The organism is Shinella lacus, assembly GCF_010994755.1.
Classification (GTDB): Bacteria; Pseudomonadota; Alphaproteobacteria; order Rhizobiales; family Rhizobiaceae; genus Shinella; species Shinella lacus.
This window is the reverse complement of the sequence record NZ_WHSB02000006.1, coordinates 130,432-152,155: the sequence shown is the minus strand read 5'-3', so window position 1 is coordinate 152,155 and position 21,724 is coordinate 130,432. Positions and strand designations below refer to the sequence as shown.

Here is a 21,724-nt window from a genome sequence, read left to right as displayed (position 1 = left end):
CTCAATACCACGCATCTGCCATGGCGGCCTTCTTGCTGTCCATATAGTCGCAGAGCGCCGCGTCGATGGCGATATCCAGCGGCGGCGCTTCATATTCGGCGAGCGTCTTTTTCCACTGCCGATTGGCGCGCGTCGCCATGTCCGTCGAGCCGCCCTCCTCGCTCCATTTCTCGAAGGGCTCGTTGTCGGAGAGCGTCGAATCCCAGAAGGCCGTCTGGTAGTTGCGCATCGTGTGGTCGCAGCCGAGGAAATGGCTGCCGGGGCCGACCTGCAGGAAGGCATCCATGGCGAGCGTGTTGTCGTCCACGACGACGCCCGCGAGATAGGAATGCAGCGCGCCGCAGAGATCCGCATCCATCACGAATTTTTCGTAGGACATGGCGAGCAGGCCATCCAGGAAGCCGGCGGAATGCAGGATGAAGTTTGCGCCGCAATGCACGGCCGACAGCATGGACATCAGCCCTTCCTGCATGGCCTGCCCGTCCGGCAGCTTGGAGTTGGAAAAATTGCCGGCGCAGCGCAGCGGCAGTTTCAGGCGGCGCGCGAGCTGGCCGACGACCATGGAGCCGATCGCCGGTTCCGGTGTGCCGAAGGTCGGAGAGCCCGAGCGCAGCGACATGGACGACAGGAAGTTGCCGAAGATGACCGGGGCGCCCTTCCTTTCCAGCTGGGTCAGGGCGCAGCCGGCGAGCGTTTCGGCGAAGGATTGCGCGATGGCGCCGGCATTCGTCACCGGGCCCATGGCGCCGCCGAGGATGAAGGGCACGATGACAGCGGCCTGGTTGGCGCGGGCATAGGCGCGCAGCGACTTCGTCATGGTGCCGTCCCAGACGAGCGGCGAGTTGACGTTGACATTGCCGAGGATGACGCAGTTTTGATCGACGAAATCGGCGCCGAACAGGATACGCGCCATATCGATGGAATCCTCCGCGCGCTCCTCCGCGGTTATCGAGCCCATGAAGGGCCGGTCGGAATATTTCATATGGCTGTAGACCATGTCGAGGTGGCGCTTGTTCACCGGGATGTCGACCGGCTCGCAGATCGTGCCGCCGGAATGGTGCAGCCAGGGGCTCGACTGGGCGAGCTTGATGAAGTTTCGGAAATCCTCCAGCGTGCCGTAGCGCCGGCCCTTGTCGAGATCCATCACGAAGGGCGAGCCATAGGCGGGCGAGAAGACCACCTTGTTGCCGCCGATCTGCACGTTGTTGGCCGGATTGCGCGCATGCTGGGTGAATTCGGCGGGCGCCGAGGAGACGATCTCGCGCAGCATGCCGGGTTCGAAGCGCACGAGCAGGCCTTCGACCTTGGCGCCCGCCCGCTTCCAGTGCTCGATCGTCGCGGGATCGTCGCGGAATTCGATGCCGACCTCGGCGAGGATGCGGTCCGCGGCACCCTCGATCTTCAGGAGATTCTCCTCCGACAGCACGTCGTAGGTCGGGATGCCGCGCACGATATAGGGCACGCCGAGCGGCTTTGCGCTGTTGTCCCGACGCGTTCCCCTCGTCCGCCGTGCCGGTGCTTCGATCGTCGCTGCCTCGCCCATGCTCGCCTCCATAATTTGAACCGAGGCTAGGCGCGAAAAATCCCGCTGTAACGCTGGAAAAAACTTACCGAGACTATAAGCTGCATTTATGGAAACCCTGCGCCGCCTGCTCCCCTCCGCCTCCAGCCTCATCATCTTCGAGGCCGCCGGGCGGCACCAGAATTTCACCCGCGCCGCAAGCGAGCTCGGCATGACGCAGGCCGCCGTCTCCTATGCGGTGCGCAATCTGGAGGAACAGCTCGGCGTCGCGCTCTTCCACCGCGTCCATCGCGCGGTGGAGCTGACGGACGCCGGAGAGCGCTTCCATGCCGACGTGACGCTCGGCCTGTCGCGCATCCAGAAATCGGCGGAGGATATTCGCGCCAAGGGGCGGGAGGCGAATGTGACGCTTGCCGCCTCCACCGCCTTCACCTCGATGTGGATGCTGCCGCGGCTCGGCAAGCTGCGCGCCGACCTGCCGGATGTCGATCTCAGAATCCAGACCAGCGTGCGCGATCTCGACCTCGATGAGGAGCCGATCCCGCTCGGCATTCGCGGCGGCGATCCGGCAAAATGGCCGCGCTACCACGCCGCGCTGCTGGCGCCGGAGGTGATCACCGCCGTGGCGAGCCCCGCCTTCATCGAAAGCCGAGGGCACCCGAAGACACCGGAGGAACTGCTGAAACTGCCGCTCATCCATCTGGAAGAGCCGGTCAGGGCCGCTTGCGACTGGCCGGAATGGTTCGCCAGCGCCGGTGTGCGCTATCCGTCACAGGCCCGGCGGCTGTCGATCAACGATTATGTGCTGGTGATCCAGGCGGTGCTGGCGGGGGAAGGTGTGGCGCTCGGCTGGCAGCACCTCATCGAGGGGCAGGTGCGCTCGGGGGCGCTCGTCACCGTCGGCGGCCATGTGCTGCGGATGGAGGAGGCATTCTACGTGGTGTGGCCGCGCTCGCGGGAATTGAACGGCCCGGCCCGGCGGGTGCGCGACTGGCTCGTGGAAGAAGGCCGGCAAAGCCGGGCCGGCGAGGCCTAGCGGCGCAGGACCGGGCGCACCTCTTCGTGGAAGAAGCGGAAGTACGAGGTGATCTGCGCCAGCGCATTGGTCGATAGCTTGTACTGGATGCCGAGGCGACCGTTGCGGAACCAGCGGATCGTGCCGCTGAGCCTGCCGAGTTCCTCGCTCTCGATGGTCACGAGCTGGCCCGGTATCGCCTGCACCGGCTTTTCCAGGTCGAGCGCCATGCCGTTCTCCGACAGGTCGACCACACGGCCGCGCGTCGACTGGTGCATGACGTGCACCGTCGCGAAAATACGCACATTCGAACGGCTGGCGGCCCTGACGGGCATATCCTTGATGGTGGTCATCCGCGGCTCCACTCACGAATTCATTCAATGGAGCTCACCATAATGAGGAGTGTTTGCCGCTCCGCTAAACGAAAGCGTGCAATTTTACCGAACTGCCCTATTCGGAGACAAATCGTCAGGCGGAGGCGGCGCGGCCTTCGATGCTGACATAGCGGTCGGAGAGGTAGCGCATGGTGGCGACGGCATCGGCCGGCTTGCCGTAGAAATAGCCCTGCCCCATGCCGCAGCCGAGCGCCTTCAGCTTCAGCGCCTCGGAGAAATCCTCGATGCCCTCGGCGACCACGGCAAGGTCGAGCCCTTCGCACATGGCGACGATCGCCTTGATGATGTGCTCGGAGGCCTTGTCGTTGGAGATGCGCGAGACGAAGGCGCGGTCGATCTTCACCTTGTCGAAGGTGAAGTCACGCAGGCGCCCGAGACTCGACTGGCCGGTGCCGAAATCGTCCAGCGAGATACGCACGCCGGCAGCGCGAAGCTCGCCGACGATCTTCTGGGCCGTGTCGGCATCCGTCATCACGGCCGTTTCGGTGATTTCCAGCTCCAGCCGACGCGGATCGAGCCCGACGCGGTTGAGGATCGCCAGTGTGTTGAAGGCCGTCTTCGGGTCCATCAACTGGGCGGAGGAGAGGTTGAACGACAGGAAGAGCTCGCGCGGCCAGGACAGGGCCGCTTCCGCTGCCTTGCGCAACAGCGTGTCCGACAAGGCATCGATGAAGCCGCGTTCTTCGGCGAGCGGCACGAAGACGGCGGGCGAGACATAGCCGAGATCGGCATCGCACCAGCGCGCGAGCGCCTCGAAACCGACCACCGTATCGTCGCGCAGGCTGACGATCGGCTGGAAATGCACGTCCACCTCGTTGGCGATGATGGCATTGCGCAGCGCCTGTTCGAGCTGCGTCGCGCGCTTCATCTCCTGGGCGATTTCCTGCGAATAGACGGTGATCTGGCCGCGTCCACGGCGCTTCGAACGGTAGAGCGCGGTGTCGGCGCTTTTCAGAAGCTCGGTGAAATCCTCGCCGGCGAAGGGATAGATGGAAAAGCCGAAGGAGGCGGAGAGGCGCACGTTGCGGTCGCCGAGATCGAAGGGGGCGGACAGCACCTCGCGCAGCATCTGGCCGATCTTCTCCGCGCCCTTGCGCTCGAAAACCAGCGGCAGGACGAAGGCGAATTCGTCGCCGCCATGGCGGGTGACGGTGGCGCCATCCGGAATGCAGGCCTTCAGGCGGTGGGCGACCTGGCAGAGGATCTCGTCGCCGGCACGCGGGCCAAACAGGTCGTTGATGGGTTTGAAGCCGTCGAGATTGGCGATGCCGACGGCGAAGGGTGCGGGATCTTCCTCGCGCTCCTTGGCGATCTGGCGGACCTTGTCGCGCAGGCGATAGAGATTGCCGAGCCCGGTCAGCGGGTCGGTATAGGCCATGGCATGGAGGTCAGTCTGGGAAACATCCAGCGCCGCATGATTAGCAGACTTCATCAATGATTTCCCGTACTTGCCTCGACCTCCGACGACCGCTTCACGATGAGGCATGATCGTTAACAAAAGCATATCAAACGATCGTCACTCCTGTCCTCACGCCTCCCCAAATCTGGGGAGTTGACCGGTCCTTTTCAACTTATGCGACAGATTTCTCCGGTTGCGGGATGGCGTAGCGCCGATAGATCACCTCGATCATGTCGGGGCTGACGGGCTTGGTGATATAGTCGTCCATGCCGGCGTCCATGCAGTTCTGCATGTCGACATTGAGTGCCTGTGCGGTGACGGCGACGATCGGGGTGTGGGTGCCGGTCAGCTTCTCGGCGGCGCGGATTTCCATCGCCGCGTCGATGCCGTTCATCACGGGCATGGAGATGTCCATCAGCACGAGGCGCGGCTGGTGCTTGCGCCACAGCATGACCGCCTCCTCGCCATTTTCGGCGATGCGGTGCGAGATGCCCATGCCTTCGAGGATCTGCGAGAAGACGAACTGGTTGATCTGGTTGTCTTCCGCCACCAGCACCTCGATATCGCCGACGGCGCCGGGCAGCATGGTGGAGATGTCGGTGGCGATATACCAGTCGTCGGTGAGCGAGACCGGCGTCACGATATCGCCGAGCGGCGACTGGTTTTCCGAGAGCAGCTCGTGCTGCTCGACGAGCCCGCGCATGAAATCCGGGCCGATGCCGTCCGGCGCGATCACCCGCGTGGCGATGCCGCGGCCATTGTCGATGATGGCTTCATGGTCCGGCATATTGGCGTCGATCACCACCGCGTCGAGGGTAAAACCCTGGCGGGCGGCAAGGGCGAGGAAGGCATCGTGTTCACCGACGCTGCGCACCGCGCAACAATCGGCACCGCGCGCCTTGAACTCGCCGACGAGGATTTCCTCGATGCGCGGATTGGGGGTCGCGATCAAAACGCGCTTGCCGGAGAGTGCGCGCAGTTCCTCCGGGTTCATCTGGTCGAGCAGCAAGCGACGTTCGGCGTCGTGCACCGGGTCGAAGCAGTTCTGCGCCTCGACGAAACCGCCAGGCACGCGCAGGAAGGCGTCCTCGTCGTCCGAGACGGCCTTGTCGCCGGCAACGAGCGCGCTCACGTCTTCCATGACCGTGACCAGTGCGTGGTGGCCGGGGGCGCCGATGCGGTATTTGCGGGTAAGGACGTAGAGATCGGAGCCGTCGGCGCGGATGACGTGTTCCGGCACGCTGAAGGGTTCGCCGGTCTCCAGCACGGCGCGGTCGCTGCGCTCGATGCGCTCGGCATTTTCCGCATCGGCGAGATCCCAGACGGTGCGGCCGAGCACGCCGTCGGCATTGACGTCGTAGATGGCGCAGAAGGCCCGGTTCGCCGCGATATAGGCGAGGCTGCGATCCTTGATGATCACCGGCGACGGCAGGGTCTCGAGGATTTCCTCGGTCAGCGCGATGCGCTCGAGATCCGAGCGCCACTGCTCTTCCTGCTTCTTCTGTTCGGAAACGTCGACCAGCGTCGTGACATTGTAGCCGTTCGGCAGGCGGCGCTTGCGGAAATGGATCCAGCGGTCACGGCCAAGCCGCTCGACGGCGTCGTACTGTTCGCGCCAATGGGCGGAAATGCGGTTGGAGATCCACTCCTCGCGGTTGACCGCCTTGTGGCGCTGTTCGGGCGGAATGCCGTAGCGCACGCCGCTGTCGAAGATCGCGCCGAGCACGTCGCGCAGCCGCGTTCCGGCCTTCAGCGTATCGGCGGGAATCGGGAAATAACGGAGAACCTGGCGGCTGGCGAAGACGAGGCAATCGTTCTTGTCGTAGACGATCACGGCGGCGGCGAGGATATCGCACGCGGCTTCAAACATTCCCAGCCGGATGTTCGCGTCTGACGACGCTACATCATTCATAGTGGCAGACCTCGCCTGTCTGGCATTCCCGGTATCATGCTGATCGGTGCATTGCACCTTCGGACGTGCGGGAATGACAGCGGCCAGCGACGCTGAAATTGTCCACCGGAGGACCCGGCCGGCTTGTGTTCATACAAGCGTCTGGGCACGTTCGCAGCATTTTATTAAAGCCTGATTAAACGATTTCAGAAGGCCCTGTGACGCAAGCCGGGATAAGGCAAGTTGGCCCTTCCAAGCCCGCGCCGAATCCGCGAAAATGGCGGCATGACCATCAGGCAGCTTTCCGAAACCCTCATCAACCAGATTGCCGCCGGCGAAGTGATCGAACGGCCGGCAAGCGCTGCCAAGGAATTGATCGAAAACGCGCTGGATGCCGGTGCGACGCGCATCGAGATCGCCACGGCCGGCGGCGGCAAGACGCTGCTGCGCGTCACCGACAATGGCAGCGGCATGGCGCCCGCCGAGCTGGAAATGGCGATCCGCCGGCACTGCACCTCCAAGCTCGAAACGGATCTCCTGGACATCCGCACGCTCGGCTTCCGCGGCGAGGCGCTGCCCTCGATCGGCTCCGTCGCGAAACTCTCGCTGCTGAGCCGCACGGCGGAGGCCGGCGAAGGCGCGGAGATCAGCGTGACCGGCGGCAAGGTGCAGCCGGTGCGGCCGGCGGCGGCCAATCGCGGCACCGTGGTCGAGGTGCGCGACCTGTTCTTCGCGACACCCGCGCGCCTCAAGTTCCTGAAAAGCGAGAAGGCCGAGGCGTCGGCGATCTCCGACGTGGTGCGGCGCATGGCGATCGCCTTCCCGCAGGTGCGCTTCGTTCTGTCGGGCTCCGACCGCACGACGCTGGAATTTCCCGCGACCGGCACGGACCGGCTCGCCCGCATCGCCCAGGTGCTCGGCCGCGATTTCCGCGACAATGCCATCGAGATCGATGCGGCGCGCGAGGACGTGCGGCTGACCGGCTTTGCCGGCGTGCCCACCTTCAACCGCGGCAACAGCCTCAACCAGTTCGCCTTCGTCAACGGCCGGCCGGTGCAGGACAAGCTGATCTGGTCGGCGCTGCGCGCAGCCTATGCCGAGACGATCCCGCACGGGCGCTATCCGGTGGCCGTGCTGGCGATCGACATCGATCCCGCACTTGTCGACGTCAATGTGCATCCCGCAAAATCCGACGTGCGCTTCCGCGATCCGGGGCTGGTGCGCGGCCTGATCATCGGCGCGATCCGCGAGGCGCTCGCCCGCGAGGGCGACCGCGCCGCGACCACCGGAGCCGCCGGCCTGATGCGTGCCTTCAGGCCGGAGACCGCCCGCCCCGCCGCACCCTGGACGCCGTCAGCCTCGCCCTATCGCCCCTTCGAGACGGCGGGTGCCGCGCCAAACCATTTCCGCGAGCAACAGGCGGGTTTTGCCGATTTCGCCACGCCCTCGGCGCGCAGTGAGCCAGTCTTCCCCTCGCCGGCAGCGCGCGAGGAGCCGCCGCCGCAGCGCCATCCGCTGGGTGCCGCCCGCGCGCAGCTTCACGCCAACTACATCGTCGCGCAGACGGAGGACGGGCTCGTCATCGTCGATCAGCATGCGGCGCATGAGCGTCTGGTCTTCGAGGAAATGCGCAATGCGCTGCATTCGCGCGCCGTGCCGGCGCAAGCGCTGCTCATTCCCGAGATCGTCGATCTCTCCGAGGACGATTGCGACCGGCTGGTCGCGCATGCCGACGAATTCGCCAAACTCGGCCTCGGCATCGAGCGCTTCGGCCCAGGTGCCGTCGCGGTGCGCGAGACGCCGGCCATGCTCGGCGAGATGGACGCGGCCGGCCTCATCCGCCAGCTTGCCGACGAACTGGCGGAATGGGACACGGCGAGCGGGCTGAAGAACAAGCTGGAATATCTCGCGGCGACCATGGCCTGCCACGGCTCGGTGCGCTCCGGCAGGCGCATGCGGCCGGAGGAGATGAACGCGCTGCTGCGCCAGATGGAAGCGACGCCGGGCTCCGGCCAGTGCAACCACGGGCGGCCGACCTATATCGAGCTGAAGCTGTCGGATATCGAGCGGTTGTTCGGGCGAAGCTGAGAGGGAAACCGCTGGAAATTTAGCCTATGCCGAGATATGGCATAGGCGTCACATGAGATGGATATTGAAATCGATGATGAACCGTTTTGAAGGCCGCGGCAGCCGCGAAGCGAAGATCCGCTATCTCGATGGCGATTTCCAGATCCTGATGCCGGGTTCGCACGTCACCTGCGCGATGACCGGCGAGACGATCCCGGTCGATGAGCTGCGCTACTGGAGCGTGCTGCGCCAGGAGCCCTATATCAGCTGCGAGGCTTCTCTGGAGGCCGAAAAGCGCGCCGGCGCGCTGCCGACGCAGAAGCGCTAGACCTTATTTCTCCGCCAGCCGGTGCAGCTTGCGCCGCCGTGCGCTGGCAATCGCCGCGTCGATGATCGCATCCGGCCCCTTCGGGTCGTCGAAGCGGATTTCCACCTCGATCACCCGGCTTTTCGCCTTCAGCTCCTCCGAACGGCCATGCCCGCCGGCAAGGCGCACGCTGTCCTTCGCCGTGGTGACGAGCTGGTAGCCGAGCCCTTCGGCATGGTCGAGGATATCCGCCGCCTCGTCGTCGCTGAGGTAGTGATGATCGGGAAAGCCGCGCGTCACATAGAGATGCGCGCCGGTCTCGGTGACCGTGCGGAAGAACTTTTCGTTGTCGGCGATGCCCGACCAGGCCATGACGACCTGGTCGCGCAGGTCGTCCGCGCCGACGGTGGCGAGCGTCGCGGAATGAATTGCCTTGCCGGCGCGGGCCGCCTGGCGGATCAGCCGATCGGCCGCATTGCCGTCGCCGATCGCCAGCAGCGCATTGGCCTGCCGCATCTGTTCGGCGAGCGGCGCACGCACCGGGCCGCTCGGCACGAGATAGCCGTTGCCGATGCCGCGGCGGGTGTCGATGACCAAAAGCGCATAATCGAAGGTCAATTGCGCGCTCTGGAAGCCGTCGTCCATGATGATGAGGTCGGCGCCCTCCTCCACCAGTTTCCTCGCCCCTTTGGCGCGGCGGCGCGCGATCACCGTCAATGCCTCGCGGGCGAGCAGCAGCGGCTCGTCGCCGACGGCGCGGGCGCGGTGGTGGTGCGGATCGACAACGGTGGTGACATCCAGCGAGCCGCCATAGCCGCGCGACAGGAAGCCGGGCTTGAGGCCGCGGGCCTTCGCCGCGCGGGCGAGCGCGATCGCCGTCGGCGTCTTGCCGGCGCCGCCAACAGTGAAATTGCCGACGCAAATGACGGGCACCGAAATCTCGGCGCGCCGCCCCTTGCGCATGCGCCGGCCGGCGATGAGCCCATAGAGGCGCGAGACGGGCCAGAGCGCATAGGCGCGCCAGTCAGCCTTCGTCCACCAGAAAGGCGGCGCTTCACTTACCATTCAGTCCCCCGCGGGCGTCCCGACCCGGTCGCGTCCAAGAAACGCGAGATGCTGCGGAAAATCAACCGGGGGAATTGCGGGCGTGCGGCTCGCGGTGACGGCCTATCGCCGCAAAGCGGGCGCGATCGCCCGTGAACGATCGAGAGGTCATGACATAGCCGCATACCCCCCTCTGGCCTGCCGGCCATCTCCCCCTCAAGGGGGGAGATTAGATGAAGCAGCGTTCCGCCCATCTTTGACGCCGCGACTTGAGCGAGGTTCGAGCCTCCTGTCGATCTCCCCCCTTGAGGGGGAGATGGCCGGCAGGCCAGAGGGGGGTAGTTCAACCCGCTCACGCCGCCGGGCGCGCGGTGGCTGCTTCGGGGAAGAGGGGCACGAGTTCGGTGATGTCGTTGAAGCAGTAGTCGGAGGCGTCGGCCAGCGACTGGCGCGAGCCGGTGCCCGTCAGGACAGCGACGGTGAGGCCGGCGCCGGCGTTGCGGCCCATGTGCATGTCGTGGTTGTTGTCGCCGACGACAGCGATCTGGTGCGGTTCGAGACCGGTTGCCGCGCAGAAGCCCATCACCATGCCGGGTTCGGGCTTGGTGCCGAAACCGCTGTCGTAGCCGGCGACGTAATGCAGATAGCTATCGAAACCGAAGCGTTTTGCCGTGGCGCGGATCGAGGCCTCGTTGTCGCTGGAGGCGACGCCGAGCCAGTAGCCGCGGGCATGCATGGTGGCGAAGAACTGGGCGAGGTCCGTGACGGCGACGGCAAGCTGCGCCGAATTGGCGAAGAGCCCGTCGAAATGGGCGGCGAGCGCCTCCACCGTGAAGGGCGAGCCGGCAGCGACCATGCCTTCGGCAATCTCGACCGTGTTGCCGGCGGCCAGCAGGCTGTCGGGCGTCACATAGCCGGTGTCCGGGTTCATGCCGCCGGCCAGGAGCAGCACGCGGGCCAGATCCTCGTCGCCGGCGGCGGCGATGCGGGCGAGCTCGTAATTCACCGGCACCCAGCTCTTGGCATAGTCGAGCAACGTCCCGTCCTTGTCGAAAAGGATGCCGGAGATGGTCTGCGCCTTGGTCATGGCTTGCCTTTTCGTCTGGTTTTCAGGTGGTCTGGCGCGGATGCAGCCGCGCCTTCACGGTGAGCGGATTGATATAGGGTTCCAGCCCCTTGATGGTGGCGCGTAGCGCCCCGCGCATCTCCTGCACGGTCTCCTGCCCCGCCTCGATCATCTGCTTGCGCATGTCGTCGTTCATCATGAGGTAGTGCACGCCCTTGGCCAGCATTTCCACGTCGCGCACCATCTTGGCGCTGCCGTTGCGGGCGAGCTGCTGGTAGGACTCGCGGAAATTCTGCACGTTGCCACCGGACAGGATGGCGCAGCCGAGCATGGCGGGCTCCAGCGGGTTCTGCCCGCCTTCAGCAAAGAGCGAGCGGCCGACGAAGGCAATCTCCGTCATGCGCAGGTAGAGCCCCATCTCGCCGATTGTATCGCCGAGGAAAATATCGGTCTCCGGCGTCAGCGGATCGTTCAGCGTGCGGCGGGCGACCTTGAGGCCGCGCGCGGTCAGCATATCGGCAATGGCATCGCCGCGCTCGGGATGGCGCGGCACGACGATGGTGAGCAGGCCGGTCCGCTCCTTGAGCGCCCGGTGCACGTTACCGGCAGCGGCCTCCTCGCCCTCGAAGGTCGAGATCGCCGCCCAGGTGCGCCGGTCACGGATCTGGTCGAGATAACCCCTAAGCACGGCGGAATCGGCCGGCGGCGCATCGGTGTCGACCTTGAGGTTGCCCGAGACCATGACCGGCAGCGCACCGAGCGTGCGAAACCGGTCGGCATCGAGTTCCGACTGGGCGACGACGAGGGCGAAATTCTCGAAGATCGCATCGGCGATCGACATGCGCCGCTTCCAGCGCGGGAAGGAGCGGTCCGAAATGCGGCCGTTGACCAGGACCTGCGGGATATGCCGCTTGCCGAGTTCCAGGATGGTCATCGGCCAGATCTCAGACTCTGCCATGATAGCGAGGTCAGGGTGCCAATATTCGAGGAAGCGGCTGATCGCCGGCTTCACGTCGAGCGGCACATATTGGTGGATGACATCCGGTCCGAGGCGCTCGCGCACCACCTTGGCCGAGGTGATGGTGCCGGTGGTGAGGAGGACCGCAATGCCGCGGCGGCGCACTTCCTTGATGAGCGGGATGACGGCCATCGTTTCGCCGACACTGGCCGCATGGAACCAGACGAGCGGGCCGGCGGGACGCGCAACGCTGGCAAAACCATAGCGCTCGCGGCGGCGGGAGCGGTCTTCCTTGCCCTTCGCGGCGCGGAAGCCGAGATAGGGTCCGACGATCGGATAGAGCGCGACGCCGCCCCAGCGATACAGCGACAGCGCGAAACGGGCGAGCCGCCTGCTCATGCGCAGGGCACCGTCGTTGTGAGCTTGGGGCTTTTCGGCATCATGGAAGGTCCGGTCTTTCTGTTCGGCGCGGCCTCAGCCGCGCGGAACGGTGTCGGGGGAACGTGGCTCAGCCGTTCTGCGGGTCCAGAAGGCGATGCATATGGACGATGAAATAACGCATATGCGCATTGTCGACGGTCAGCTGCGCCTTGCCCTTCCACGCGGTGAGCGCGGATGCATAATCGGGGAAGATTCCGACGATATCGAGATTGTTGAGATCACGGAACTGGGTGTCCGTGAGCGTCTTCAGCTCGCCGCCAAAGACGAGGTGGAGGAGTTGTTTCGGTTCGGTGGTTTCGGTCATGTCTTCTCTCTTTTTCTTACCGATTTCGGCAGGTGGTTTGCGGTATTCCGCACCAAAGGTCAATGGCCGGCAAGGTGCCGGGAGGCGTCCACAAGCCCGGAAAGCCGGGACAAACCGGCGGCAGCCAGCGTCTCGTGGCTGACGGTCGGGCGGTTGTAGAGGAGCGCCTCGCCATCGAGCGTCACGAGCGCGCCGCCGGCGCGCGAAAGGATGAGGTCGGCGGCCGCCAGATCCCAGTCGTGGGCGTTGCGCTTGACCAGCGTCGCATCGATGCGCCCGTCCGCCACCATGGCAAGCCTGTAGGCGAGCGACGGCACATGCGAGATGCGGTGCACGCCGCCGGAAAGGCCCCGGTGGAGATCCTGCGTCATGTCCTCGGGGATCGCCATGCGCGTCGAACGGCTGGCATCCGGCTCGGTGACATGGATGGGCTCGCCGTTCTTCAGCGCCACGCCGTCGGCGGCGGCGGTGAACAGTTCGTCGAGCGACGGCGCAAAGAGCACGCCCGCGACGGGGCGGCCCCGGTGCACGACGGCGGCGCTGACGCACCAGATGTCCTTGCCGGCGATGAAGGCGCGCGTGCCGTCGATCGGGTCGATGACGAAGACCGTCTCGCAGTCGAGCCGGCCGGCATCGTCGTCGGTCTCCTCCGACAGCCAGCCATAGTTCGGCCGGGCGGAGAGCAGCTCCTTCTTGAGGATATCGTTGGCCGCGAAATCGGCGGCACTCACCGGCGAGTGGCCGCCGTTCTTCCACCAGACTTCCGGCCCCTTGCGGAAGAAATCGAGCGCGCGCGCCCCCGCCAGCCGCGCCGCGCCGACGAGCAGATCGAGGTCGGCGGTCCAGGGGTTGGCGGGGTTCGACATGGTGTCACGTCCCGGCAAGCGTCATGCCTTCGATGGCCAGCGTCGGCGCGGCGACGCCGAACGAGCGGTCGATGTCATTTGCCGGCGTGATGCGCATGAACATGTCGACGAGGTTGGAGGCGATGGTGACTTCGGAGACCGCGAAGGTCAGCGCGCCATTCTCGATCCAGTAGCCGGAGGCGCCGCGGCTGTATTCGCCCGTCACCATGTTGACGCCCTGGCCGATCAGCTCGGTCACGTAGAAACCGGTGCCGACGGAGCGGATCAGGTCTTCCGCCGAAATATCGCCGGGCTCCAGCGCAAGGTTGGTGGAGGCCGGGTTGACCGAAGTGCCGCCGCGCACGCCACGGCCGTTCGTCTTGAGGTCGAGTTCGTTGGCGGTGGAGGTGGAGAGGAACCAGTGCTGCAACACGCCGTCCTCGATCATCGCGAGGCGCTTGCCGGTGACGCCCTCGCCGTCGAAGGGACGGGAGGAGGAGCCGCGCACGATGAGCGGATCATCGGTGACCGAAAGCCCTGCCTTCAGCACCTGCTTGCCCATGCGGTCGCGCAAGAAGCTCGTCTTGCGGGCGACGGAGGCGCCGTTGATGGCGCCGGCGATGTGGCCGGTCATGCCGCGCGCCACGCGCGGATCGAAGACGACGGTGACGTTCTTGGCCGTCGGCACCTGGCGCGGGTTGAGCCGGCGCACGGCGCGCGCCGCTGCCTCGCGGCCGATCTCTTCGGCATCGCGCAGGTCGGCGAAATAGAGGCTCGAATCGTAGTCATAGTCGCGCTCCATCTTCGTGCCTTCGCCGGCAATGACGCTGACGGAGCGGCCGAAGCGGCTGGCGCTATAGGCGCCGGAAAAGCCGTGCGAGGTGGCGAGCACCAGGCCGCCCATGCCGGCGGACGCGCCGCCGCCGCCGGAATTGGTGATGCCGGAGACCGCCAGCGCCGCGGCTTCGGCGGCAAGTGCTGCCTCGGTCAGCTGTTCGGCGGAGACTTCGGTCGGGTCGTAGAGTTCGAGGTCCGGCCAGTCGCGCGCAAGGTCGGCCTCTGCGGCAAGCGACGCATAGGGATCTTCCGGCGAGGCCTTGGCCATGGCGACGGCGCGCTCGGCGAGCACCGTCAGGTCGAAGCCGGGATTGGCGGAAACGCTGGCGACGCGCTTGCCGACGAAGACGCGCAGCGAGAAGTCGTCGCTCTCTGACGCTTCAGTGCCCTCGACCTTGCCGAGCCGCACGCTGACGGATGAAGAGCGGCCGCGCACGACGACGGCATCGGCCGCCTCCGCCCCCGCCTGTATGGCGCGGTCGATGAGTTCGCCGGCGCGCGCGAGAAGGCTTGCGGAATCGATCGTCTCTGACATGACTTGGCCTTTCTTTGCTGACCCATTTATTGTGCAGTAGCACGAGCATCAAGGGCAGCCGCGCCTTTTTTGCCCTCGCGCCCGCGCCCCTCGAAGAAAGCCTTCCGCATGTCCTATACCCACAGCCCGTATAACGAGGTCCTGCTGATGCTCGGCGGCGCGCTTCTCGCCGCGCCGATCTTCAAGCGGCTGGGGCTCGGCACCATTCTCGGCTACCTTGCCGCCGGCGTGGTAATCGGCCCGATCCTGCACCAGATCCGCGATGGCGAGGAACTGCTGGGCGTCGCCGAACTCGGTGTCGTCTTCCTGCTCTTCCTGATCGGGCTGGAACTGAAGCCGTCTCGCCTATGGGCGATGCGCCACGACATTTTCGGGCTCGGCCTGGCGCAGGTCGTGCTGACTGGCCTGGTGCTGGCGGGGCTTACGCTGCTGTTCGGGCTGGAGGCGTGGGATGGGGCGCTGATCATCGGCTTCGGCCTGGCGCTCTCCTCCACCGCCTTCGCCATGCAGATCCTCGACGAGAAGGGCGACACCAACACGCGCTTCGGCCAGCGTGCCTTTTCCATGCTGCTGTTCCAGGACCTCGCCATCGTGCCGCTGCTGGCGCTGATCCCGCTGCTTGCCGAACAGGCGCCGCAGGACACGACGACCGCCTTCCAGGACTTCCTCGTCGCCGTCGCCGCCATTGCCGCGCTCTTCGTCGCCGGCCGCTACCTGCTCAATCCGCTGTTCCAGATCATTGCGCGCACCGGTGCACGCGAGGCGATGATCGCGGCCGCCCTCTTCGTCGTGCTGGCCGCCGCCATGCTGCTGCAGATGGCCGGCCTTTCCATGGCCATGGGCGCCTTCCTTGCCGGCGTGCTGCTGGCCGATTCCTCCTATCGCCATGAATTGCAGGCGGATGTCGAACCGTTCCGCGGAATCCTGCTCGGCCTGTTCTTCATGGCCGTCGGCCTGTCGCTGCATCTCGACGTGATCTTTTCGAGCTGGCTGACCATCCTGATCGCCACGCCCGCCGTCATGCTGGTGAAGGGCTTCGTGATCTACGGCCTCTGCCGCTTCACCGGCTCCTCGCACAATGACGCCGTGCGCATTGCGCTGCTGCTGCCGCAGGGCGGCGAATTCGGCTTCGTGCTGTTCACCGCGGCGGCTGCCGCCGGCATCTTTTCCGGCGGCCTCGCCTCGCTGCTCATCGCCATCGTGACGACCTCCATGGCGCTGACGCCGATTGCGGCAGCACTTTCGCGCTTCCTGCTGGTGGCGGATGTCGAGGAGGAGATGGAGGAGGATTTCGAGGGTGCGGGGGCGGACGTGCTGATGATCGGCTTTTCGCGCTTCGGCCAGATCGCCGCACAGATCCTGCTTGCCGGCGGGCGCGAGGTCACGGTCATCGACCATTCGACCGACCGCGTGCGCCAGGCCGCGAATTTCGGCTTCCGCATCTATTTCGGCGACGGCACGCGCAAGGACGTGCTGCGCGCCGCCGGCATCGAGCGCGCCAAGATCGTCGCCGTCTGCACGCAGGGCAAGGCCTCGACGGACCGCATCGTCGATCTCGTACAGTCGGAATATCCCAACGCGACGATCTTCGCCCGCTCCTACGACCGGGTGCACACCCTTTCGCTGCGCGCCCGCGGCGTGCAGCACGACGTGCGCGAAACCTTCGAATCCGCCCTCGTCTTCGGCCGGGAAACGCTGGAAGCGCTCGGCGTCGAGCCGGACGACGCGCTGGCCATCGGCGACGACATCCGCCGCCGCGATGTAGCCCGGCTGGAGCTTCAGGCCGCCGAGGGAATTTCCGCCGGGCGGCACATGCTGCACTCCAAGCCGGTCAAGCCGGAGCCGCTGCTGAAGCCGAAGAACGTGACGCAGGCGGACGAGGAAGAGAGCGTCTAGGCCACCGCAGACAGCTTTTCGTCGAGCGCGCGTTTCAGCTCGTCGCGGATGCCGGCGGATGTGGCGAGGACTTCGCCGGCCTTGACGAAATCGAGCACCCGGAAGCGGCCGACATCCGGGCGGAGATAGATGTCCGGCGCGCCCTTTTCGAGTTTTAGCGTGACGATGGAGCGCATGGTGAGCTGGGTCGCACCATAGAGGCTGTCGATGCTGTTGGGCAGTTCCGCGGTGCCGGCCGCCGGCTGGCCGATCACGTCGACGCCGATGGTGATGTCGGCGTGGCCGATGAGGTGGTCGAAGGGCACCGGGTTCCACAGCCCGCCGTCGATCATCACGCGGCCGTTGATCATCACCGGGCGGAAGACGGCCGGGAGTGCGGCGGAGGCGGCGATCGCCGGGAACAGCGGGCCGCTCTCACAGACGCATTCGCACTGGCCGTAATAATCCGACGTCACGACCTTCAGCGGGATCGCCAGGTCTTCGAACGTCTCCGGCAGGCGATCCGGCAGGAAGGCCTTCAGCACGCGCTCCAGGTTGAACTGCCCGACGCGGAAGCCGACCTCGGAGAGCCGCGTGGGCCGGAGACTCCAGAGCCGGTTCATGATGCGGCTCGGATGGCCGATCGCGGCGAGCGTGTGCTCGCGGATTTCCTTGCCCGACATGCCGGCCGCCATGGCCGCGCCCAGGATGGCGCCGATCGAGGCGCCCGAGATCAGCACCGGGCGGATACCGAGTTCGTCCAGCACCTCGATCACATGGATATGGGCAAGGCCGCGCGCACCGCCGCCGCCAAGCGCGAGGGCGACCGTGGGTCCACTTGGCCGCGACACGTCTGCGGAAACGAGGGCATCGGTCATCGCGGCGGTCTCCTGCTCGCTTTTTGTTTCCGCCGCATTATCCGACGCCGAAGCGATGCCGCTTCGGCTGGAAATGCTCTACGGTTCAGCCGGACCGGTAGCGGTAGAAATGCATGCGCGTGTCGCCGAAGGTGCGGACTTCGAGAAGCTCGTAACCATCGACGGCGGCAGGCTGAATATCGGCACGCTCTTCGAGGATGGCAAGGGCGCCATCGACGAGCCAGCCGCCGCGCGCCGCCGCATCGAGCGCGCGCTCCCCAAGGCCCTTGGCATAGGGTGGATCGGCGAAGAGAAAGTCGAACGGCTCCACCGTGCCGACGCTGCCGAGCGCCGTGGCATCGCGCCGGAAAATCTTGGCGCGGCCGATGAGGCCGAGCGTTTCGATGTTGGAATGCAGGAGCCCCCTGCCCTCGACGCTCTGCTCGACGAAGAGGGCCGCGCGCGCGCCGCGCGACACCGCCTCCAGGCCTACAGCGCCGGTGCCCGCGAAGAGATCGAGCACGCGCGTGCCGTCGAGCGCCTCGGGGTAGGCATGCGACAGGATGTTGAACAGGCTTTCGCGCGTGCGGTCCGTCGTCGGACGAATGTCATCCGACTTCGGCGTCGCCAGCGCGCGGCCGCGAAACTCTCCGCCGACGATCCGCACGGGCGCTTACTTGCCCTTGCCGCGCGGACGGCTGCCACCGGCGGGCTTGCCGCCAGCGGGTTTTCCACCCGAGGGGCGTCCACCACCCGGCTTGCCGCCGAAGGATTTGCCGCCGGACGGCTTTGCGCCGAAAGGCTTGCCGCCATCGCGACGCGGCGGGCGATCCGAGAAGGTGCGTTCACCCTCGGCGCGGGGCTTGCGATCCGTACGATCGCCAAAGGAGCGCTCGCCTTCCGCGCGGGGTTTGCGGTCGCCACGGGCCGGACGGTCACCGAAGGAGCGGTCGCCGCGCGGCGGGCGATCACCAAAATCACGTGGCGCGCGGTCGTCGCCGGCGCCGGAACGCTTGCGACCGAAGCCGCCGCGACCGCCGTCGTCACGATCCTGCTTTTCCGGCTCGGAGGCGCGGATCCACTCGCCGTCCTCGTCGCGGGTCTTCAGCACGCGCGGCTTGTCGGCGCGGTCGTCGCCCGGGCGGCCACGGGCCGGTCCCCCCTTACGGTCGGGATCGAATTTCTTCGCCGTGCGGGTCGGCGCGCCATCGGCCGTGCGGCCGTAGCGCTTGGTCTTCGGCGCACCTTCCGGCCGTTCGCGCGGCTCGCGCTTCACGCCTTCGGCGGTCTCCGCCTTCTTTTCGGCAACCGGACGGGCGCCGGGCGCCATCCAGACATTCGACTTGCGGGCACGCACGGCGGGCTCGCGCTTCGGCTTGCCTTCGAAACGATCGTCGGTGCGGTCGCGAGGGCCGCCGCGCGGCTTCTCGCCAAAGCGGTCGTCGCGCTTGGTGTCGAGGCGGGCGCGGGCCTTTTCGCGGCGGTCTTCCGGCTTGTCGCGGCGGCCGGCGGGCTTTTCACCCCAGGCCGGCTGCGCGGCCTCACGGGTCTTGGCGGCCGGCTTCTCATCCGCATCGTCAACCGCATGGTCGAAGAGCGGCGCATCGAAATTCGCCTTGGCTTCCTCGATGAGGCGGGGGCCGAGCTGGTCGCGCAGCGTGCGGCCGCGGATTTCCTGGGCGTGGCCTTCCGGCAGTTCGCCGAGCTGGAACGGGCCGTAGGAAATGCGGATCAGCCGGTTCACGTCGAGGCCGAGCGCGCCGAGCACGTTCTTGATCTCGCGGTTCTTGCCTTCGCGAAGACCCATGGTGATCCAGACATTGGTGCCCTGCACCTTGTCGAGCGTCGCGTCGATCGCGCCGTAAAGCACGCCGTCGACGGCGAGGCCGTCCTTCAGCTTGTCGAGGTCGGCCTGCTCGATCTTGCCGTGGGCGCGCACGCGGTAGCGGCGCAGCCAGCCGGTCGTCGGCAGCTCCAGCATGCGGGCGAGGCCGCCGTCATTGGTCAGCAGCAGCAGGCCTTCGGTGTTGATGTCGAGGCGGCCGATGGACATGACGCGCGGCAGGTCTTCGGGCAGGTTGTCGAAGACCGTCGGGCGGCCTTCCGGGTCGGCATTGGTGGTCACCAGGCCGGCCGGTTTGTGGTAGAGCCAGAGGCGCGTGCGCTCGATGCCGCGGATCGGCATGCCGTCGACCTCGATGCGGTCGGCGAAGGTGGCGTTGAGCACCGGCGTGTCCAGCACCTTGCCGTTCACGCTGACACGGCCTTCCATGATCATGCGCTCGATATCGCGGCGCGAGGCGACGCCCGCACGGGCGAGCAGCTTGGAAATGCGCTCGGGCGCGAGGTCGGCGCTTGCCGAAGCGGCCGGTGCCGCCTTGGCGGGCTTCGCGTCGCGGGCCGGCTTTGCATCACGCGCGGGTTTTCCCGCGAAGGGTTTGCCGCCCGGCTTCTTGCCTGCCGGCTTGCCGGCGGCAAAGGATGGCTTGCCCTCGCCGGCCGATGCGGCGGCACGGGGCTTGCGGTCACGGCCCGCGGGCTTGTCGCCCGGCCGTTTTGGCTTGTCTTTGAATGTCATTTGTGCTGCCTGCGTTTTGGCGTGTCCTATCAGGTCACACGCCCCGGGTTAAGAGGAATTCGTGCCGCTCATGACAAATCGCTTCATGGAGATCGCGCTGGCCGAGGCGCGTGCGGCAGGAGAAAGGGGCGAAGTGCCCGTCGGCGCCGTGCTGGTGCTCGACGGCGCGGTCGTCGCGCAGTCCGGCAACCGTACGCGGGCGGAGAGCGACGTCACCGCCCATGCCGAGGTCGCCGTCATCCGCGAGGCCTCCCGCAAGCTCGGCCAGGAGCGGCTGACGGGCGCCGATCTCTACGTGACGCTCGAACCCTGCACGCTCTGCGCCGCCGCCATTTCCTTCGCCCGCATCCGTAGGCTCTATTACGGTGCGGAGGACCCGAAGGGCGGCGCGGTGGACAATGGCGTACGCTTCTTCGCTCAGCCGACCTGCCACCACGCGCCCGATGTCTATTCCGGCATCGGCGGCCTGGAAGCGGCGGAAATCCTCAAGGATTTCTTCGCCGAGCGGCGCTGATCAGCCTTCAGCGAACTGTTTAAGCTTGTCGCCGCTCAGGCGGTAGCGGACCCATTCGGACTGCGGCTCGGCGCCGATGGCGTCATAGACGCGGATGGCCGGCGTGTTCCAGTCGAGCACGCTCCATTCGAACCGGCCGCAGCCCTCCTCGATCGCGATGCGGGCGAGATGGCGCAGCAGCATCTTTCCGACGCCGGCGCCGCGGTGATCGGGCGTCACATAGAGGTCTTCGAGATAGAGCCCGTTCTTCGCCTGCCAGGTGGAATAGGACAGGAACCAGACGGCGGAACCGGCGGGTTCGCCCGCCTCCGTCTCGCAGATCACCGCGCGGGTGACGGAGCCTTCGCCGAACAGCGAGGAAGCAATCGTCTCCTCGGTCGCCGCAACCTCGTGCAGCGCCTTTTCGTAATCGGCAAGTTCGCGGATGAAACGCAGGATGGTGCCGGCGTCGCTGACCGACGCCGGGCGAATTCTGTAAGCCGTCATCGGCTTAGAAAGGCCACCAGGCGGAACCGCTCTGCTTGGCCGCCTTCGCTTCCTTCTTGCGGCGGCGCTCCTTGGTGCGCTCCGGCTCGCCGAGATCGGCCGAGGCCTCTTCCGGAAGGCGGCGATAATCGACCGGCGGATCGCTCAGGTAACGGCGCTTGTCGGAATAGGCACCCATCTGCAGCCGGCGCGCATCGCGATAGGCAGCGGTCTGTTCAGCGGCGGAAAGCTTGCGGTTCGTCGTGCTCTGCGCGGCGAGCGGCGAACGATAGTTCCCGTCGTCGCTGTTGGCCGCAGCCTCGGTACGCAAACGCTCGCGCATCTCCTCGGGGCTTTCGATCCACTCGGGATTGTCCTTGCTGGAGACGGACTGCTGCGGCGTGGCAAGGGCGACCTCGTCCTTCGGCACCACGAGGCCCCCGCGCGGCTGGTAGCGGATGTTCTTCTTTTCCGCGTCGTCGGGCCGGAGCGTCACCGCATTGCCGATATCATCCACCAGCTGCTCGCCGGCGGTCTTGCCGGTGCCGTAGGTCGGCCCCATGCAGCCGGTCAGCAGGAGGCTTCCACCGAGGAGGCCGATCAAGCCGGTACGCAGCCGAATATTTCGCGTCATTCCCATGAATACCCTTCCAGCAGAGCCGGCGCCCAAAGCCCGAACACGGCAATAGATCGCCGTGCCATGGCGGAAAAATCCGACCATTTTCAGGCAGCAATACCGGATGAAGACCGCAAGCGCAATTCATCCGGAATATTGACGGCCGGAAAGCCCCGGCCGTCAACAATGCTGT

General features: G+C 66.3%; 20 protein-coding genes. 5 read left to right on the top strand and 15 right to left on the bottom strand.

Annotated elements, in window-relative coordinates; genetic code table 11:
• Position 1: 1 nt before the first annotated feature.
• Complete coding sequence (locus tag GB927_RS17680; RefSeq protein WP_439655508.1) at positions 2–1,543, bottom strand: trimethylamine methyltransferase family protein; 1,542 nt, start codon at positions 1,541–1,543, stop codon at positions 2–4.
• Between the two features lie 88 nt (positions 1,544–1,631).
• Between GB927_RS17680 and GB927_RS17675 the strand changes: the two genes are divergently transcribed.
• A complete protein-coding gene (locus tag GB927_RS17675) occupies positions 1,632–2,558 on the top strand; it encodes a LysR substrate-binding domain-containing protein (RefSeq protein ID WP_256118514.1) in 927 nt (308 codons plus the stop codon).
• Here the strand turns inward: GB927_RS17675 and GB927_RS17670 are convergent.
• From GB927_RS17670 to GB927_RS17660, 3 genes are all read right to left on the bottom strand, one after another.
• A complete protein-coding gene (locus GB927_RS17670; RefSeq protein ID WP_256118513.1) occupies positions 2,555–2,890 on the bottom strand; it encodes a PilZ domain-containing protein in 336 nt (111 codons plus the stop codon). The genes GB927_RS17675 and GB927_RS17670 overlap by 4 nt on opposite strands.
• Positions 2,891–3,005: 115 nt before the next feature.
• On the bottom strand, positions 3,006–4,364 hold the full coding sequence (locus tag GB927_RS17665) for a putative bifunctional diguanylate cyclase/phosphodiesterase (protein ID WP_256118512.1): 1,359 nt from the start codon (positions 4,362–4,364) through the stop codon (positions 3,006–3,008).
• A 139-nt stretch (positions 4,365–4,503) separates the two neighbouring features.
• Positions 4,504–6,201 carry a response regulator gene (locus GB927_RS17660; RefSeq protein ID WP_256118511.1) on the bottom strand — a complete coding sequence of 566 codons (1,698 nt, stop codon included), beginning with the start codon at positions 6,199–6,201 and terminating at the stop codon, positions 4,504–4,506.
• Between the two features lie 306 nt (positions 6,202–6,507).
• Between GB927_RS17660 and mutL the strand changes: the two genes are divergently transcribed.
• Complete coding sequence (gene mutL / locus GB927_RS17655) at positions 6,508–8,310, top strand: DNA mismatch repair endonuclease MutL (protein WP_256118510.1); 1,803 nt, start codon at positions 6,508–6,510, stop codon at positions 8,308–8,310.
• A 76-nt stretch (positions 8,311–8,386) separates the two neighbouring features.
• Positions 8,387–8,617, top strand: coding sequence for a DUF2093 domain-containing protein (locus tag GB927_RS17650; RefSeq protein ID WP_256118739.1), 231 nt, complete (start codon positions 8,387–8,389; stop codon positions 8,615–8,617).
• A 3-nt stretch (positions 8,618–8,620) separates the two neighbouring features.
• Here GB927_RS17650 and lpxK read toward each other — a convergent pair whose 3' ends face one another.
• The 6 genes from lpxK to GB927_RS17620 form a co-directional block, all read right to left on the bottom strand.
• Positions 8,621–9,661, bottom strand: coding sequence for a tetraacyldisaccharide 4'-kinase (gene lpxK, locus GB927_RS17645; protein WP_256118509.1), 1,041 nt, complete (start codon positions 9,659–9,661; stop codon positions 8,621–8,623).
• 331 nt (positions 9,662–9,992) lie between these two features.
• Entirely contained in the window at positions 9,993–10,727 is a 735-nt protein-coding gene (locus GB927_RS17640) for an HAD family hydrolase (RefSeq protein ID WP_256118508.1), read from the bottom strand.
• A 22-nt stretch (positions 10,728–10,749) separates the two neighbouring features.
• The gene (gene waaA, locus GB927_RS17635; protein WP_256118507.1) at positions 10,750–12,063 is read right to left on the bottom strand and encodes a lipid IV(A) 3-deoxy-D-manno-octulosonic acid transferase; all 1,314 of its coding nucleotides are present in this window, start codon (positions 12,061–12,063) and stop codon (positions 10,750–10,752) included.
• A gap of 109 nt (positions 12,064–12,172) precedes the next feature.
• Complete coding sequence (locus GB927_RS17630) at positions 12,173–12,409, bottom strand: DUF4170 domain-containing protein (RefSeq protein ID WP_256118506.1); 237 nt, start codon at positions 12,407–12,409, stop codon at positions 12,173–12,175.
• 59 nt (positions 12,410–12,468) lie between these two features.
• Positions 12,469–13,275: a 3'(2'),5'-bisphosphate nucleotidase CysQ gene (locus tag GB927_RS17625; protein ID WP_256118505.1), complete on the bottom strand. Its 807-nt coding sequence runs from the start codon at positions 13,273–13,275 to the stop codon at positions 12,469–12,471.
• 4 nt (positions 13,276–13,279) lie between these two features.
• Positions 13,280–14,626 (bottom strand): TldD/PmbA family protein, encoded by a 1,347-nt coding sequence (locus GB927_RS17620; RefSeq protein WP_256118504.1) that lies wholly within the window; start codon positions 14,624–14,626, stop codon positions 13,280–13,282.
• A gap of 108 nt (positions 14,627–14,734) precedes the next feature.
• Here GB927_RS17620 and GB927_RS17615 point away from each other — a divergent pair, with 108 nt between their 5' ends.
• Entirely contained in the window at positions 14,735–16,522 is a 1,788-nt protein-coding gene (locus GB927_RS17615; protein ID WP_256118503.1) for a monovalent cation:proton antiporter-2 (CPA2) family protein, read from the top strand.
• Here GB927_RS17615 and GB927_RS17610 read toward each other — a convergent pair.
• The 3 genes from GB927_RS17610 to GB927_RS17600 form a co-directional block, all read right to left on the bottom strand.
• Entirely contained in the window at positions 16,519–17,379 is an 861-nt protein-coding gene (locus GB927_RS17610) for a patatin-like phospholipase family protein (RefSeq protein ID WP_256118502.1), read from the bottom strand. The genes GB927_RS17615 and GB927_RS17610 overlap by 4 nt on opposite strands.
• Positions 17,380–17,464: 85 nt before the next feature.
• Positions 17,465–18,025 (bottom strand): 16S rRNA (guanine(966)-N(2))-methyltransferase RsmD, encoded by a 561-nt coding sequence (rsmD, locus tag GB927_RS17605; protein WP_256118501.1) that lies wholly within the window; start codon positions 18,023–18,025, stop codon positions 17,465–17,467.
• Positions 18,026–18,031: 6 nt separating this feature from the next.
• The gene (locus GB927_RS17600; RefSeq protein ID WP_256118500.1) at positions 18,032–19,936 is read right to left on the bottom strand and encodes a pseudouridine synthase; all 1,905 of its coding nucleotides are present in this window, start codon (positions 19,934–19,936) and stop codon (positions 18,032–18,034) included.
• 70 nt (positions 19,937–20,006) lie between these two features.
• On the opposite strand from GB927_RS17600, the gene GB927_RS17595 reads away from it, so the two are divergent.
• A complete protein-coding gene (locus tag GB927_RS17595; RefSeq protein ID WP_256118499.1) occupies positions 20,007–20,450 on the top strand; it encodes a nucleoside deaminase in 444 nt (147 codons plus the stop codon).
• Here GB927_RS17595 and GB927_RS17590 read toward each other — a convergent pair whose 3' ends face one another.
• Positions 20,451–20,936, bottom strand: coding sequence for a GNAT family N-acetyltransferase (locus GB927_RS17590; RefSeq protein WP_256118498.1), 486 nt, complete (start codon positions 20,934–20,936; stop codon positions 20,451–20,453).
• Between the two features lie 4 nt (positions 20,937–20,940).
• Entirely contained in the window at positions 20,941–21,555 is a 615-nt protein-coding gene (locus tag GB927_RS17585; RefSeq protein WP_256118497.1) for a hypothetical protein, read from the bottom strand.
• Between the last annotated feature and the right edge of the window lie 169 nt (positions 21,556–21,724).